Below are 17,019 nucleotides of genomic sequence, written 5' to 3'. Positions count from 1 at the left end.
TAAAAAAGAGCATTTTGAAAATGCCCTTTATGATTTATTTAGTTAATTCTTCGTAAACTTTCTTTTCCCAAGGTTTGATGTCGGTAACTCCGTATCGTTCTTTTTTGGAAATGGCGATATTATCCAGAACATCTACAAAGTTTTTATAATTTGCATCATCTGTTGGTTTTATAATGATTGTAAACTTATCTTTTGCAGCAGCGTTATTATAAGCTTCAGAAATAACTTTTGAAATATTAATTCCACTAAAGCTGGTTTCTTTTAAATTATTTTGATTTAGATCTTCCGCAGATTGTTGATGATAAAATACTCTATTATCCTTACCTAAGATGAATGTCACTTGATTTTTTGTGTTTATTACTGCATCATCAATTATTGGATGTGGATTGTGATCTTTCGCCGGCAATCCTAAATCCATCACATTGGGTTTTGTAAAGTTTGTGGTAAACATAAAGAATGTGATCAATAAAAATCCTAAGTCTACCATTGGAGTCATGTCTACTCTGATGAGTTTTTTTCTTTGTTTGCTTCCTCCTTGCTTCTCTTGTGCAATTACTTCAGCCATAATTAATAGTTTTTAAAATGTTAAACGGTATTCATGAAAAGTGAAAATTCACTATTTATTTGTTGGAAACTATACAAAGTTTATACCTAAAATTTGAAAATGATATTAATTTAACATTTTAATTATTGGTTTAAATTTAAAAAGGTTTAAAATCAATGCATTAAAAAAGCCCTATCCACAAAAAACGTTGATAGGGCGACTATTAGTCAAAGATTGAATTTTGCCGGATTTAATAATTATCTATATAAATCCTGTTTTTCAGAAATCTTGCATGGGTTTTAGGATAAATATTTAATTAAATTATAATTGATTGATTTTCAATGATTTTTTTTGTTGTGATGGACTTGATTTAAAATCAAAGCATAAAAAAAGCCTCGTGAAGTTTTATTTTCATAAGGCTTTTTGATATTTTAATATTGAATATTTATTTCTTGATTATCAGTTTTTCAGAAAGAACGGTTTTTCCTTTATTCTCTACTCGAATAATGTAAGTTCCTTCTATAAGCTGAGACGTATTTATGGTAATATTTTTCTCGTTATATTTCTGACCGGATAATTTTTTTCCTGATATATCGATAATACTGACAACCGATTCTGCAGGAATATTTTTTAAATTAACAAAATCTTTTGCAGGATTCGGATATACCGTAAGTTTAGCAGATAATTCTTTTTCTGATGTATTTAGAGTTGATGAATTTAGCTTTATAATCCAGGCATCATCATTATTGTCTGTTGTGAAGGATTGTGTACTCCCTGCAATAATATATCCGTTGTCCGAAGTTTGATGAACAGCTCTTGCAATATCATCTTGCGCTCCTCCGAATGTTTCCTGCCATTGAACATCACCCGTTGAAGTTATTTTTGTAATCCAATAGTCATGACGTTCGGTAGTAGGGCTTATCATAGTACCCCAAATTCCTAATACTGCATAACCTCCGTCTGAAGTTTGGCAGATATCGTAGCAATAGTCATTATTAGCTCCTCCATAGGATTTTTGCCATAGGATATTTCCTGTAGCATCTATTTTTACGATCCATGCATCGTATCCTCCATGGTTACCTGTAATCTGTCCATTTGTGGATTGCGAATGCCCGGCAATAATATATCCGTTGTCTGTAGTTTGCAGGATCTTTGATGGATTTTCAGTTGCACTTCCGCCATAAGATTTTTGCCATTGAATAAAACCTGATTGATCGAGTTTTATAACCCAATAATCGCCACCTCCAAATGATTGGGTAATCTGCCCATTGGTAGAAATAGTATTTCCACAGGCAATATAACCTCCATCGCTGGTTTGCTGAATAGATGAAATATTATCTGTACTGCTTCCACCATACGTTTTTTGCCATTGAATATTTCCGGAAGCATCTGTTTTTATGATCCACCCGTCGCCACCTCCATATGTGATGGTGACATCGCCGTTTAAAGAAAGGGTTCTTCCGGCAATAATATATCCACCGTCGGTAGTTTGTCTTATTTCACTTACACCTTCTGTGCTACTTCCTCCGTATGTTTTCTGCCATTGAATATTTCCAGATTGATCGAGCTTTATAACCCAAATGTCAGATACCCCTCCATGATAACCTGAAACGTCACCATCTACAGAACTTGTTGAACCTGCAACAATATACCCACCGTCAGCGGTTTGTTGAATTGAGTTAGCTGCTTCTGTGCTACTTCCTCCATATGATTTCTGCCACTGAATATTTCCTAATGCCGACATTTTTACGATCCATACATCATTTCCTCCATGATTCGTCGTAACATCTCCATTAGAAGAAAAAGTATTTCCTGCAATAATATATCCTCCGTCGGAAGTTTTTTGTAAGTCGCTGGCTCCATCGGTATTACTTCCTCCTATTCTTTTTTGCCACTCAATGGAAGGTCCTTGAGCGAATAGTAATGAACTTCCAAGCGAAATTAAAAATGCTTTCGCCAGTAAAAATTTTTTCATGGTTATTTAATTAAATATTTTTTAGTCAGTCATAAAAAACTCACACCTTTCAGTATGAGTTTTTTTATAATTTTTTGAATTTTTATTTATTCTTTTTAAAATAATCTACACCACATTCCAGGAATTTTTTAAATTTTTCTTTTTCCATATACCCTGAAACCGGAGTATTGATTACTTTTCCATCCGGTGTTAATAAAACATAATGAGGTTGAGAATTATTATTAAAATTAACCTGTTGGAACAAGCTCCATCTGTCACCGATTGTCTTTACTTTTTTCACTTGTCCATCACCCAAATCGATTTTTGTTTTCTGATCTTCAGGAAGCTCTTCTTTGTCATCTACATAAAGAGAAGCCAAAACAACATCGTTTTGAAGGATCGGTAAAATATCCGGTTCACTCCAAACAAATTCCTCCATTTTTCGACAGTTTTCACAACCATAGCCTGTGAAGTCAATTAAGATGGGCTTGTTTTCTTTTTTCGCTATTTCAATAGCTTTAAAGAAATCATGTTCTGGATGCATTCCCAAAATTCCATCTTTTTCGTCATGGAAATAACTTACATTTAATGGAGGTAAGATTCCGCTTAATAATTGTAGTTTCGGACGATCGGATGGCATTAATCCTTGAACCAAATATACTACAAAACCAATTCCTAAAACTCCTAAAAGTTTTCTTGCAATTGAGATTTTCGGTTTTTTATCATCATGCGGGAACTTAATTAATCCAAATAAATATATCGCCAAACCTATCGCAACCACGATCCAGATTCCGATGAAAAGTTCTCTTTTAATTAAAAAAGTTTTAGAAACTAAATCTGCTTTTGATAAGAATTTTAATGCTAAAGCCAGTTCCACGAAACCTAGAACTACTTTCACTGTATTCATCCAGCCTCCTGATTTTGGAAGACTTTGCAATGCTTGCGGAAATAAAGCCAGCAATCCGAAAACAATCGCCCAAGCCAATCCGAAACCAGCCAAAGCAAATGTCAACAACATCGGAACGTTTGCCGAACCTGTAATTGCGCTTCCCAATAAGCTTCCCAAAATAGGACCTGTACAAGAGAAAGAAACGATCACCAAAGTCAGTGCCATGAAGAAAATACCGATAATTCCACCTGCTTCTTCCGCCTTTGAAGATTTATTGGCAATTGAGCTAGGCAAAGTGATATCGTAATATCCAAAAAAGCTTCCAGCAAAGAAAATAAAGATGATGAAGAAAGCGATATTCAGCCAGACATTGGTAGAAATCTGGTTAAAAATATTTCCTGCAATTCCATCAATTAAATGGAAAGGAACACTTAATAAAACAAAAATTAAAAGGATGAAAAATCCATAAATTAATGCATCTCTTTTTCCTTTTGCCGGGTTTTTATTTCCTTTTGTAAAAAACGAAACTGTCAACGGAATCATCGGGAAAACGCATGGAGTCAATAATGCGATTAAACCTCCGATAAATCCTAATAAAAGATAAGTCCAATAATTTTCATCAATTTTTGAAGATCCTGTTCCGCAGTCCGTTAAAGGTTTTTGGAAATCAATCGATGCAATTTTTAAATTTTTCGGATCTAGTTTTGCCGTTTCAGTTACGGTGATTTCTCCTTTTGCGGGGTTTTCAACAACAGTTTCAGTCGTAGCCGGAACTATGGCAGAATCTTTAGCCGTTTCTGGTTTGTCATCTGTTTTTGTTTCTTCAGTTGCACCTTTTGGAGTAACCTGCTTGTTGAATTCTAATGTATTCGGTGCAAGACAAACTCTGTCATCACAAGTCTGATATGTAATTTCAGCAACAACATCTCCCGGTTTTGTTCCGTCTTTTAGTTTAAATTTTTGTTTAAAACCTGCCGAATTGGAATAAAAAATAATCTTTCCACCAAAAGCTTCAGAAAATTCTTCGTGCTTTTTACCAACTTCGGTAAATTTCCCAATCAATTCGATATTTTTTCCTGAAACTTTATATTCGGTCGGAATTCCTGTATCTTCCGGAATATCTTTGGAATAAATATGCCAACCGCTTTCCATGGTTGCATTCAATACAGCTTCGTATTGATTGTCGCCTAATTCGTTGATTGTAAATTTAAATTTTACAGGATTTTTGATTTGTGCATTAATTCCTGTCGCTAAAAACAGCAGAATTAATAAAAACCAGTTTCTAAATTTCATCTTACTTTTCATTAATAATTTTGAGAATTTTACTTGACTTCTCATCCCTCGCATATCGTCTATCTTGTCTGAAAGGAACAACCCCAAGAACGGAATTTTCACTATCAGTTAATATCCATATTTTTTGCCTCGCTAAAATAGATAATTTTTCGTCCCTAAAAAACTTAGAAACTTTCTTTTTCCCCGAAAAACCTGACGGATAAAATTCATCACCGTCCTGTTGTCTTCTCAACCGCAGTGGATAGTGGAGTTTCTGGGCATCAAAATCCCATTCGAGACTTTTATTGATTTCGTCGATTTCTCCTATTATATTTTCGAGATTGATGGTAATTTGGTTTTCTGAAAAGTCAAATTTTTCAATTAAAAAAACTTCATCCAATTTTTCCCCATCATTATTAAACTTCCATCCTCTATCTTCCATCTTCCCACTCAAAATCAATTCATCATAATTAACCGTCAATTGATAATCTTTTGAAAAAAATGTACTTCCATTTTCAGCTTTAAAAATTTTCGAAATTTCTTCTTCCTGATTAAAGCCATACTTTTTTAAAATCTCAAACTTCACAAAATCGCTTTCCTGACTGAGCTTTTCTTTGGATAAAATTTTGTGGTACTTGTTAAATATTGTGATGCGATTTTCTATTTCCTGAATTTGCTGTTGAACAAAATCTTTGGTCTGATTGAGATAAGAACTGCTCTTTTTAAAATTATTTAAAAAATTTTCGTTTGTTTCCAATAATTTAGGAACAATTTCATTTCTGATTTTATTTCTCAGATAATCATTTTTTTTATTGGAAATATCTTCGCGGTATTGAATGTTATTTTCTTTTGCGAAGGTGTAAATTTCTTCTTTTGTGAAGTCTAAAAGTGGTCGCAAAATATTGTTGTTATTTGCAGGGATTCCACTCAAACCATTGATTCCCGACGCTTTAGAAAGGTTAATGATAAACGTTTCCAGTTGATCATTCAAATGATGTGCGGTTACCAAAAATTCCAGATTTTCCTCTTTTTGAATTTGTTTAAAAAAAGAATATCTCAATTCTCTAGCCCAAAGCTGAACTGAATTTTCAGGCTTTTTGTCTTTATCAGAAACTTCATATAAATGAAATTTAATATGATTTTTTTCACAGAAATCCTGTACGACCTTTTGATCGAGATCAGAATCTTCACCACGAAGTTTATAATTAATATGAGCAACCTGAAAACTGTATCCCGAATCGCGTAACTCATTAAACAGATGCATTAAAACCATGGAGTCTGCACCGCCACTCACGGCCAGAAGATAGCTGTGGCTTCCCGGTGAATGAACGAGATTTTTCAATTGTTTTTTTAAATTTAGTTTTCCGGGCATCTATGTGAAGAATTTCTTTTATACAAAGATAATTCATATAATTAAAATGAATTTTCTACCTTTGGTTCGTCTAAAAATGATTATTTATGAAAATTTTTAAAATCTTAGCAGTCTCTGCGATGGTATTGGGACTTACGTCTTGTATCAGCAAAAAGCAGTATGATGCGCTAAGCTCGAATTACAAGCAGTGTATTGAAAACGTAGGGGAAAGACAAAGAGAAATTCAGGATCTGAAGTCTCAGAATTCTGCTTTAGCAAGTGAAAATAATTTACTAAAAAGCCAACATGATGCTTTAAAATCTTCACTTGATGCTTGTTTGTCAAATACAGGAAAAAGCTCTGCAAATATTGATAAATTAGTAGGGGAGATCAATGCGTCCAATTCTTACATCAAGCAATTGATTTCAAACAATGCTAAAAACGATAGTTTAAATTTAGCATTATCAAACAAATTAAAAAGATCTTTGGATAATGTAACTGATGCAGATGTTCAGGTAAAAGTATTGAAAGGAGTGGTAATGATTTCACTTTCAGACAAAATGTTATACAAAGTGGGAGATTACAACGTTTTACCGGCTGCTCAGGAAGTGCTGGGAAAAGTTGCTAAAGTAATCAACGATTACGACAAATATTCTGTATTGATCGAGGGTAACACAGATAACTCACCATTGGCTTCTGCAAATTTACCAAAAGACAACTGGGATCTTTCTGCTTTGAGAGGTACTGCGGTTGCTAAAGTTTTACAGACTCAATTTGGTGTAGATCCTGCAAGAATTACGGCAGGTGGACGTTCTGAGTATAATCCTAAAGCGACAAATATGAGCGTTTCAGGAAGAGCGGAAAACAGAAGAACAGAAATCATCATTATGCCTAAGCTGGATGAATTTATGAAACTGATGGATATCGCGCCAAAGAAATAATTCAAGAATACAGTCATTCAATCAATAAAAAATAAATCCCGAAGCAATTCGGGATTTATTTTTTAATCAAATTAATTCTTCTTTTTTCAATAATGAAATAATTCGCTGAAAAAATGAATTGGATATTTCCGGCTTAGTTTTTTTCAACGAAGAATCCGCTTTACGTTTCTGTATAGCGGCCTTCTGATTCTCTTGGTTAGTTTGTTTTTCCTCTACATTCATTTTATTTCTCTTAGTGTTCTTACCCTTCTCTGCAAAGGTAGAGTTATTATGATATAAAAACATCCGTGTTTTTACGGTAATTGATATGGGGATTTTCCCATGTCTCAGAATCTTTAGGATTGTTCATGCTTTTTGTTTATATTTAAGTAAATTTGAACGAACTAAAATTTGTAGAATGAGCTTTTTTGAAGAAAAGAATCCTGAAATGGACAGGTATCTGGAAACACACGCTTCCTCAGAGCCTGAAATTCTGAGAAAACTGAGAAGGGAAACATACCAGAAAACCACGCAGCCACACATGATTTCTGGTTATCAGCAAGGGAGATTATTAACTATAATTTCTCAAATGATGAAGCCGAAAAATATTCTTGAAATCGGAACTTTTACAGGATATGCCACACTTTGCCTTACAACAGGCATGGCAAAAGATGGAAAAATTATAACACTGGATGTGAATGAAGATTTAGCTTATTTACCAAAAAAATATTTTGCAGAAAGTGAATATTCAGTTCAGATTGATTTTAGACTTCAGGATGCAAAAGAGTTTTTAAGAGAAACCGAAGAAATTTTTGATCTTGTTTTTATTGATGCAGATAAAGAAAATTATGCGGAATACTTCAGATTAATCAAGCCAAGAACAAAATCAGGATCGGTTGTGATGTTTGATAATGTGCTTTGGTATGGGAAAGTTCTTGAAGAAAATCCGAAGCAAAAATCTACACAGGTTATCAAAGAACTCAATGATTTGATCGCAAAAGATGACGATTTTGAAAATCTTATTTTACCTTTGCGAGACGGTGTAAATTTTTTACGCAGAAAATAGAATAAGGCTGAGTTTAAGGTTAAGATTTATTGCAAAATTTATCAGCCTGAACCTCAATCTAAACCTTTAATATAAGTTAATGAATAAAGGAATCTGTATTGTTACAGTAGCGCCCGTTCGTGCAGAAGGGTCTGACAGAGCGGAAATTGTTACGGAAATATTGTTTGGCGAAAGTGCAGATATTTTGGAAGTCAATAAAAACTGGACCAAGATAAAAATGCACTACGACGGCTATGAAGGATGGATGGACACAAAACAATTGAGACCTGTAACAGACGAAGATCTGGCAAAACGAAAAGTTACGGTCGTAACTGAAGATTTTTCGTCAGTTTTGATGAATGACGGAAAAACGTTGCTTTCGATGGGGTCGGAAGTAGAGTTTCCTGTGGTTGCATCAAGAAGAAGTCACGATGTACGGGAAAGTATTGCTTTGACGGCTAGAGAATTTATCAATGTACCGTATTTATGGGGTGGTAAAAGCTTTTTTGCGGTTGACTGTTCGGGTTTTACACAGTTGGTTTATAAAATTCATGATATAAAATTACCAAGAGATGCTTCGCAACAGGTAGAAGTCGGTGAATCGTTAACTTTTGTTGAGGAAAGTCAGCCTGGAGATCTGGCATTTTTTGAAAATCCTGAAGGGAAAATTGTTCATGTAGGAATTATGCTGGACAATCAGAGAATTATTCATGCTTCCGGAAAAGTGAGAATCGATACGCTTGATTCTACAGGGATTTTCAATAAAGAAATGAATAAGCATACGCATAAACTTAGAGTGATAAAAAGCATTTTGTAATGTTAAGATTAATCTGAAATGGAAAATATTTTATTTATAATTTTTGATGTTTTAAATTTCGGATTGCTTATCTTTTTATGGTGGTTTACTGTTAAACATTATAAAACTTTACCCCAAACAATTCCTATTCATTTTGACTTTGACGGAAAGGCGGATAATTTCGGAAGTAAAAAATATGCATTTTTAATGCCGGTTATGTTGGTAGCGCTGTACTTTTTATTTGCCTATATTGTTAGAACTCCGGAATCTTCCAACTATCCTGTAAAAATTACAGCAGAAAATGAGGAAGCGCAATTTCTCATCATGAAAATTTTCATAAGATGGTTGTTTTTATTGATATCACTCATATTTTTAAACAGTCAGGATTATATGTTCAGATATTCGTTTGATGAAAATGCAAAGCCTAAAGTTGCGATGTCTACATCAATCATGTCTGTCATTGGAAGTTTGATTATTTTATTCATTTTTGTAGGTCTTTTCAAATGATAAAATCTAAAAATAATTCCGAGCATTATATTTGGGGAAACGGCTGTGATAGCTGGATTCTGAAGGATTCTCAAAACCTTTCGATTAAACAGGAAGTAATGCCTTCGGGAACCGCTGAAAAGTTACATTTTCACAATAGTGCAGAACAGTTTTTTTACGTTTTAAAAGGTGAAGCTGTTTTCTACATTGATGATGAAAAATTTTCATTAAAACCAGGTGAAAGTATTTCTGTTTTACCGAAATCAAAACATTATATTTCTAATGAATCTGAAAACGATTTGGAATTTTTAGTCATTTCAAATCCTTCAACGAATAATGATAGAATTGAAGTTTAAAACTTAGTTAAGATGGCTTTTCTTTACAACATATTTATCCATTTGCTGATCTTCGGAATGAAGGTTTTTTCGTTGTTTAATGATAAAACTAAAAAAGGCGTTGAAGGCAGAAAAGAATCTCTGCAAAAAGTGAAATCAGGATTTTCAAAGTCAGATAAAGTGATTTGGATGCACGCTGCAAGTTTGGGAGAATATGAGCAGGGATTGCCGGTTTTAGAACAATTGAAAAATCAGTTTTCGGATCATAAAATTTTGGTGACTTTCTTTTCTCCATCGGGATATGATAACGTTGTGAAGAAAAAAAATATTGCAGATATAGTCTGTTATTTGCCGTTCGATAGAAAGTCTGATGTTAAAGAATTTATTGCTCAGTTTAATGTTCAACTATTTTTTACGGTGAAGTATGATTATTGGTATAATCTGTTGCAGGAATTAAAAAATAAAGGAGTAAAAACCTATGTGATTTCTGCTTTATTTTACGAAAGCCAGTCATTCTTTACTTCGTACGGAAAATGGTTTGTAAAGCAGTTGCAAAAAAATATCGACTGGTTTTTTCATCAGACAGATATGTCTTTTGCGTTGGCAAAAAGCGTTGGATTGTCGAAATCTTCTGTTACAGGAGATACTAGGTTTGACAGGGTGAAACAATTGAGAAACCGCAACAACCACGTAGACTTTATCAAAGATTTTATAGGCGAAGATAAAACGGTTGTTTTTGGAAGTTCCTGGCAGGCGGAAGAGAAAATAGCTTCAGAGGTTTCGCAGGGAAATCCTTACGCGAAACTGATTATTGCACCACATGATTTGAAGAGGGTTCAACATTTAAAACAGATATTTACCGATGCTATTCTATATAGCGAAATCAAAGATTCTGTTAAAAATTTTCAGTCCAGCATTTTAATAATTGACAGCATTGGTTTGCTTTCAAAATTATATTCTTATGCAGATATTGCTGTTGTCGGCGGTGGCTTCCATGATGCGGGACTGCACAATATTTTGGAAGCGGCAACTTGTGGTGTTCCGGTAATTTTTGGAAATCATTACAGGAAAAATCCGGAAGCAGATGAGTTGATTTCTGTTGATGGAGGACGATCTTTTGAAAATACAGGTTTAGCTGCTGATTTTGTGATGTTTTTAATTAATAATGAAGATTCGCTTCAGGCAATGTCCGAGAATGCAGAGAAATTTGTTTCAGATAAGCCGAATTCTACGGAATTAATTATCAAAAAAATTCTATCGTAAAAATCCCTGATTTTTAATGTCTTTAACGACCTGATCAAAATTTTGTGGAATTTTATCACTTGTCAGCCAATTAAGATCGATTCCATTGTTGGTGAAAAGCTTCGATAAATAATGATTTTGCTGAATTTTTTCCTTTAGGCTATCTAAATGTTCATCAATTTCCATCCAATAATCTACGTCTAGTTTTTGGGTAAGAATTAATGCTTTTGTAGTTTTATTAATGATATAAATGTAAAGTTTGTAAACATTGTCAAATCTTTGTCGACTAAGATCTTCGTTATATTCTAAAATCTTATTAATCAACAATAAATTAAGTGAAACCTCTCCGAATTTATCGGTTGTAATTTTCACATGCTCGGTAATTTCGGCACTTATTTTTCGAATAATTCCCAAAAAATATTTTTGATTACTGATATATTTTGAGGCAAGTAGAACTTTTTCGGATACAATTTCTTCCATCGCATCTCGCTTGTTGTCGGTTGTTTCGGGATCAATCAGCTCAAAATAAAGTTTTTTAGAAAGCAGTTTATCCTTTTTCAGAAGTCTGAAAATAAGACGATCTTTTTCTATATTGGAAAATGCGCTTAGGGCGGCTTTAAACTCTTTTGAATATTCCATAATTTAAATTTAATTAAAAATTTTAGAATATTTTAAAAATCCGTTCACTGCCCAATTTGCGGTGTAATACAGAGATTTTAAGGTGGAAAATCCCATGAAATCCTTGTACACCAAATATTGATCCTTGATGATGTTTTTCTTCTTTCTTGAGACACTGTTTTGGCGCATTCTGTATTTTGCCATCGTTTTTTTTACGGGATAACCTTTCGGAATTACTTTCAATAAATTCAGCCACATGACATGATCTTCCCGTTTGCTTTTTACCGGAAAGAAAAATTTACCGACTCTTTTGGTGTCGTAAATGGTAGAAACCGGGGCGAGTCTGCACGTTTTAAGCAAATTAGAAAAAGTAACGATTTTATCTGCTTCAAAATCTTTTAAAATCGGCTCCATCGTATGCTCGTCGCATCTTGAATAGTTGCAGTAAGCGAGTTCGGCATTATTTTCCTGAAGAAAATTAATCATGGTTTCCAGATATTCAGGATACCATAAATCATCGGAGTCCAGAAAGGCAATGTATCTTCCCTGTGCTCTTTCAAGGCTGTTGTTTCGCGCATTTCCTGCACCTCCGTTTTGCTCGAGAACCTGTACTTTTATTCTTGGATCGTTGTATTTTTTTAGAATTTCAACGGTATTGTCTTTGGATAAATCATCGGTGATTAGCCATTCCCAGTTTTCATAGGTCTGATGCAGTACAGACTGTATCGTTTCTTCGATGAATTCTGCGGAGTTGTATGATGGAGTGATGATGGAAACAAGATCTTTCATTTGTGTCTTTAAATTTAATTATAAAAATTTTTTCTCATAAAAATGCCATGAGCTTACACCTACTGCAATCACCACCAACATACATACCAAAGCCATTGCATAAGGATTGTAATCTTCAAACAAGCCTAAAGTCTGAAAAGTTCGGATGATAGGAAAGTGGAAAATGTAAATTCCGTACGTGAAATCTCCGTATTTGCCGAAATTATTTAAGAATTTGAATGAATATGCAATATAAAGTACAATAATGCCGATCATTGCGGGAGAGAATAAAACAAATCCTGTAATTAAATCTATCCAAACCGTAAGAATAGCAATGATAAAAAGAATGTTTTTATGTTTAATGAATTGATCAAAATTAAAATAAATCAACATGCCCGGAATGAAATAAGATAAAGTTCCCGGAAGCTGTTTTGCGATTGAGATTTTACCCAAATGTTCAAAGTAATTAAGGTAAACCAAAGACAGGAAATAGATAATAATTAAACTGATATTTCGGTACTTATTGTTCTTTCCGAAAAGCAAAAACAATAATGGAACAGCAAAATAATAACACATTTCTATTTTAAGCGTCCAGAGAGCGCCATTTACAGCCTGATTTCCGAATACTCCGGGAAGCCAGGGTGCTTTAAAATTCAAAAATAAAGAGTTCCAGAAAAGATATTTGTAAACCTGTGTATTGCCGAAATATTCTGCGAAAGAATAGGTGCTTACAAGACTTAATAAAATTGCGCACAAAAAGACAACCAATAAATAAGCGGGAACAATTCTCTTAATTCTCTTTTTTAAATAACTTTTCAAGCTCGAAGATCTGTCATAACTTCTTGCAATAAGAAATCCGCTAACGATAAAGAATCCGAAAACAGCAATTTCTATCGGGCTGTTTTCAAGAATTTTAAGGTCCGGCGAAGCGCTGAGCGTTCCAAGATGTCCGAGGAAGACGATAAAAGCGAGGAGAACACGTAAAAAGTCAAAATTATTTTTCGTTATGTCTTGCATCTGCATTTGCATTGTTTTGTGCAAAAATAGGTTTTTTCGCAGAACCGGGGTTATTTGCGTTCATGAATCTTTGTTAAATAAGGACAATCGATAAGCTTCAAAACAGCAATAAACAAGAAATCGTAAATTTTAATAATATTTTTCTAAAAAAATTGTTTAATAATATAAATAAATCATAATTTTAGCGCTTGAAAAATTTGATATATGAAGAAATTAGCATTATTATTTGCAGGTTTATCATTATTTGTAGCTACGGGATGTAATAACGACGACGATGCAGCGCCAGAAGTGCCTCTTACAGGCGTTTGGCAGCCCATCAAAGAGGTACAGACTGTTGTTCCTGTAGGAGGAACTCCTGTTTCAGATGAAATTACTTACACTACTTGTGAGAAAGATTCCAGATGGAGATTCAATACAGAAACTTCAGGAAAAGTAACTTGGTGGCAAGATTCAGCTTTGAATCCTGGAACTTGTGAAATTGCTGAAGACCGTAACTTTACCTATACTTATGATAAAGGCACTAAAGCTATTCAAATAAAATATCAAGGAATTGTAGAACCGGATAAAGGAAAAATTACAAGACTCGACGATACTACGTTGAACCTTACGATCGAAGATACTACAGATCCTACAGAATATCAATCTGTAACATATACAATGAAAAGAGTCGTACAGCAATAATCGAAATTTTTCATGTACCCTATAAAGATCTCATCTTCGGATGGGATTTTTTTGTTTTTAATATTTAATTCAAAATTAAAATTTCCATTTCTTTTAAATTCATTATTTTTGTGAAAATTAGAATTGGATTTTAATAAATCTAACATCTAATGTCTAACATCTAATATCTATAAAAAAGTGTTTTACGATCATCAGCAGATAGAAAAAAAGTGGCAGAAATACTGGGAAGACAATCAAACGTACAAAACTTCCAATAACACAGACAAACCAAAATTTTATGTTCTCGATATGTTTCCGTATCCATCTGGTGCAGGGCTTCACGTAGGTCACCCGCTTGGATATATTGCTTCCGACATTTATGCGAGATACAAAAGACATCAGGGTTTCAATGTGCTCCACCCGGTTGGCTACGACAGTTTCGGACTTCCTGCTGAACAGTATGCCATTCAGACAGGGCAACATCCGGCGATTACTACTGAGCAAAACATTACAAGATACGAAGAGCAGTTAAGAAAAATCGGTTTCTCATTCGATTGGAGCAGAGAAGTAAGAACTTCGGACGCTTCTTATTATAAGTGGACACAATGGATTTTTATTGAATTGTTCCATTCCTGGTATAATAAGGATACGGATAAGGCAGAATCTATTTCTACTTTAATTAAACATTTTGAAGAAAAAGGAACGGAAGATTTAAATGCCAATCAAAATGATGAATTACATTTCACAGCAGAAGAATGGAAATCTGCTTCTGAAATGGATAAAGAAGATATTCTTTTAAATTATCGTTTAGCCTACAGAGCGGAAACGACTGTAAACTGGTGTCCGGCATTAGGAACGGTTTTAGCAAACGATGAGGTAAAAGACGGAAAATCCGAAAGAGGAGGTTTCCCTGTGTTCCAAAAGAAAATGATGCAGTGGAGCATGAGAATTTCTGCTTACTCTGAAAGATTATTACAAGGTCTTAAAACTTTAGACTGGCCACAGCCTTTGAAAGATTCTCAGGAATACTGGATTGGGAAATCTCAGGGAGCACAGGTGAGATTTAATGTTGAAGGTCATGACGAAATCGTTGAGGTTTTCACAACAAGACCTGACACTATCTTTGGAGCAACTTTTATGGTGTTGGCTCCGGAAAATCCTTTAGTGGAAACTATTACTACAGCCGAACAAAAAGCTGAGGTAGATACTTATATTGAAGAAACTTCCAAAAAATCTGAAAGAGACAGAATGTCTGACGTGAAAAACGTTTCAGGTGCTTTCACGGGAAGTTATGCGGTGAATCCGTTCAGCAATGAGCAAATGCCGATTTATATTTCAGATTATGTTTTGATGGGTTACGGAACGGGAGCTGTAATGGCTGTTCCTGCACATGATGAGCGCGATCACAGATTTGCAAAGAAATTTAATCTAGAAATTAAAAAAGTTGTAGAAACAGAAGAAGACGTTCAGGAAAAATCTTTTGATTCTAAAACCAGCGTTTGTGTAAATTCTGATTTCTTAAATGGTTTAAGCTACGACGAAGCAAAAGCTTTAGTAATTTCTGCTATAGAAAAAAGAGGAATCGGTCACGGAACGACGAATTACAGACAGCGTGATGCTATTTTCTCAAGACAAAGATATTGGGGAGAACCAGTTCCTATATATTATAAGGATGGAATGCCTTACACGTTGCCGACTTCTGCATTGCCTTTGGAACTTCCTGAAGTTGAAAAATATTTACCCACTGAAGACGGAGATCCACCATTAGGAAATGCAAAAACTTTTGCTTGGGATGAAGCGAATCAGAAAGTTGTTGATACTAATTTAATTGACGAAAAAACTGTTTTCCCATTAGAATTATCTACAATGCCAGGTTGGGCGGGGAGCTCATGGTATTTCCTTAGATATATGGATCCTGAAAATGAAGAAGTTTTCACAAACAAAGAACTTTCAGATTATTGGGGACAGGTTGATTTATATATCGGAGGTAGCGAACACGCAACTGGTCACCTGTTATATTCCCGTTTTTGGAATATGTTCTTAAAAGACAGAGGATATATTAATCATGATGAACCTTTCCAAAAGTTGATTAATCAGGGGATGATTTTGGGGATGAGTGCTTTTGTATATAGAATTGACGGGACTAATCAATATGTATCCAAGAATTTAGCAAAAGATTATACGACTCAGGCAATTCACGTTGATGTATCTTTATTAAAAGGAACAACTGATGAATTAGATACTGAAGCTTTCAAAGCTTGGAGGCCAGATTATGCAGATGCTGAATTTATTTTAGAAGACGGAAAATACATCACAGGTCGTGAAGTAGAAAAAATGTCTAAGTCTAAATATAATGTTGTAAACCCAGATGATATCTGTGAAGAATATGGAGCAGACGGTTTAAGATTGTATGAAATGTTCTTAGGTCCATTGGAACAATCCAAGCCGTGGAACACTCAAGGTCTAAGCGGAGTTTATGGTTTCTTGAAAAAATTCTGGAATTTATATTTCAACGGAGAAACTTTTGAAGTTTCAGACGAAGAGCCAACAAAAGCTGAATATAAAGTATTACATACATTAATAAAGAAGGTAGTTTACGACATCGAAAACTTCTCCTTCAATACGTCTGTATCTTCATTTATGATCGCTGTAAATGAATTGCAAAAAATAAAATGTAACAAACGCAATATTTTAGAACCTCTTGCCGTTATCATTTCTCCGTACGCTCCACACATTTGCGAAGAGCTTTGGAGTTTATTAGGTCACAACGAGTCTATCGAATTTGAGAAATTCCCTGTATTGAACGAGGATTACTTAGTAGAAGATGAAATTGAATATCCGGTAAGTGTAAACGGTAAAATGAAGTTTAAATTATCCCTATCTGCTCAACTTTCTGCTAAAGAAGTGGAAGATTTGGTACTTTCGGACGACAAAATGGTTCAAATTTTGGAAGGCAAAACACCGAAAAAAATCATTGTGGTGCCTCACAGAATTGTGAATATTGTAATTTAAAAAAAAATTAACATTGGCAAATTAAAAAAAATGAGGGCTTAAATTTTTTGATTTTTTAACGTAAATGTTAAATTTGAGGATTATTGCCAAAAAAAGAGAAAATAATTATA

15 protein-coding genes are annotated in these 17,019 nt (G+C 34.1%); 8 read left to right on the top strand and 7 right to left on the bottom strand.

What is annotated here, in order from left to right:
* Positions 1–34: 34 nt before the first annotated feature.
* The 4 genes from ACKX2A_RS09305 to tilS all read right to left on the bottom strand — a co-directional run bounded on the left by ACKX2A_RS09305 (position 35) and on the right by tilS (position 6,031).
* Entirely contained in the window at positions 35–565 is a 531-nt protein-coding gene (locus ACKX2A_RS09305) for an ExbD/TolR family protein (RefSeq protein ID WP_415329083.1), read from the bottom strand.
* Positions 566–989: 424 nt separating this feature from the next.
* Entirely contained in the window at positions 990–2,519 is a 1,530-nt protein-coding gene (locus ACKX2A_RS09300) for a T9SS type A sorting domain-containing protein (RefSeq protein ID WP_415329081.1), read from the bottom strand.
* A gap of 82 nt (positions 2,520–2,601) precedes the next feature.
* Positions 2,602–4,680 (bottom strand): cytochrome c biogenesis protein CcdA, encoded by a 2,079-nt coding sequence (locus tag ACKX2A_RS09295; protein ID WP_415329443.1) that lies wholly within the window; start codon positions 4,678–4,680, stop codon positions 2,602–2,604.
* A gap of 1 nt (position 4,681) precedes the next feature.
* Positions 4,682–6,031 (bottom strand): tRNA lysidine(34) synthetase TilS, encoded by a 1,350-nt coding sequence (gene tilS / locus ACKX2A_RS09290; protein ID WP_415329080.1) that lies wholly within the window; start codon positions 6,029–6,031, stop codon positions 4,682–4,684.
* 86 nt (positions 6,032–6,117) lie between these two features.
* On the opposite strand from tilS, the gene ACKX2A_RS09285 reads away from it, so the two are divergent.
* The 6 genes from ACKX2A_RS09285 (at position 6,118) to ACKX2A_RS09260 (ending at position 10,855) form a co-directional block, all read left to right on the top strand.
* A complete protein-coding gene (locus ACKX2A_RS09285) occupies positions 6,118–6,951 on the top strand; it encodes an OmpA family protein (RefSeq protein ID WP_415329078.1) in 834 nt (277 codons plus the stop codon).
* 397 nt (positions 6,952–7,348) lie between these two features.
* On the top strand, positions 7,349–7,996 hold the full coding sequence (locus ACKX2A_RS09280) for an O-methyltransferase (protein WP_415329077.1): 648 nt from the start codon (positions 7,349–7,351) through the stop codon (positions 7,994–7,996).
* A 79-nt stretch (positions 7,997–8,075) separates the two neighbouring features.
* Positions 8,076–8,792 (top strand): NlpC/P60 family protein, encoded by a 717-nt coding sequence (locus ACKX2A_RS09275; protein WP_415329075.1) that lies wholly within the window; start codon positions 8,076–8,078, stop codon positions 8,790–8,792.
* Positions 8,793–8,810: 18 nt separating this feature from the next.
* Entirely contained in the window at positions 8,811–9,278 is a 468-nt protein-coding gene (locus ACKX2A_RS09270; protein ID WP_415329073.1) for a DUF1648 domain-containing protein, read from the top strand.
* Positions 9,275–9,613, top strand: coding sequence for a cupin domain-containing protein (locus tag ACKX2A_RS09265; protein ID WP_415329071.1), 339 nt, complete (start codon positions 9,275–9,277; stop codon positions 9,611–9,613). Before ACKX2A_RS09270 ends, ACKX2A_RS09265 begins: the two co-directional genes overlap by 4 nt.
* 12 nt (positions 9,614–9,625) lie before the next feature.
* Positions 9,626–10,855, top strand: coding sequence for a 3-deoxy-D-manno-octulosonic acid transferase (locus tag ACKX2A_RS09260; protein WP_415329070.1), 1,230 nt, complete (start codon positions 9,626–9,628; stop codon positions 10,853–10,855).
* On the opposite strand, the gene ACKX2A_RS09255 is transcribed toward ACKX2A_RS09260, so the two are convergent.
* From ACKX2A_RS09255 to ACKX2A_RS09245, 3 genes are read right to left on the bottom strand one after another with little or no spacing between them, the layout of a single operon-like run.
* Positions 10,847–11,473, bottom strand: a complete 627-nt coding sequence (locus tag ACKX2A_RS09255) for a deoxyuridine 5'-triphosphate nucleotidohydrolase (protein WP_415329068.1) — start codon at positions 11,471–11,473, stop codon at positions 10,847–10,849. The genes ACKX2A_RS09260 and ACKX2A_RS09255 overlap by 9 nt on opposite strands.
* Positions 11,474–11,482: 9 nt before the next feature.
* Complete coding sequence (locus ACKX2A_RS09250) at positions 11,483–12,241, bottom strand: glycosyltransferase family 2 protein (RefSeq protein WP_415329066.1); 759 nt, start codon at positions 12,239–12,241, stop codon at positions 11,483–11,485.
* A gap of 18 nt (positions 12,242–12,259) precedes the next feature.
* Positions 12,260–13,243, bottom strand: coding sequence for an acyltransferase family protein (locus ACKX2A_RS09245; RefSeq protein WP_415329065.1), 984 nt, complete (start codon positions 13,241–13,243; stop codon positions 12,260–12,262).
* A 198-nt stretch (positions 13,244–13,441) separates the two neighbouring features.
* Between ACKX2A_RS09245 and ACKX2A_RS09240 the strand changes: the two genes are divergently transcribed.
* Together ACKX2A_RS09240 and leuS are read left to right on the top strand one after the other, a co-directional pair.
* A complete protein-coding gene (locus ACKX2A_RS09240; protein ID WP_415329064.1) occupies positions 13,442–13,918 on the top strand; it encodes a lipocalin family protein in 477 nt (158 codons plus the stop codon).
* A 177-nt stretch (positions 13,919–14,095) separates the two neighbouring features.
* Positions 14,096–16,909, top strand: coding sequence for a leucine--tRNA ligase (leuS, locus tag ACKX2A_RS09235; protein WP_415329063.1), 2,814 nt, complete (start codon positions 14,096–14,098; stop codon positions 16,907–16,909).
* Positions 16,910–17,019: the final 110 nt, after the last annotated feature.

Source organism: Chryseobacterium sp. MMS23-Vi53 (assembly GCF_047651245.1).
GTDB lineage: Bacteria > Bacteroidota > Bacteroidia > Flavobacteriales > Weeksellaceae > Chryseobacterium.
The sequence above is the reverse complement of the archived record's forward strand: the minus strand, read 5'-3'. Positions and strand labels throughout refer to the sequence as shown.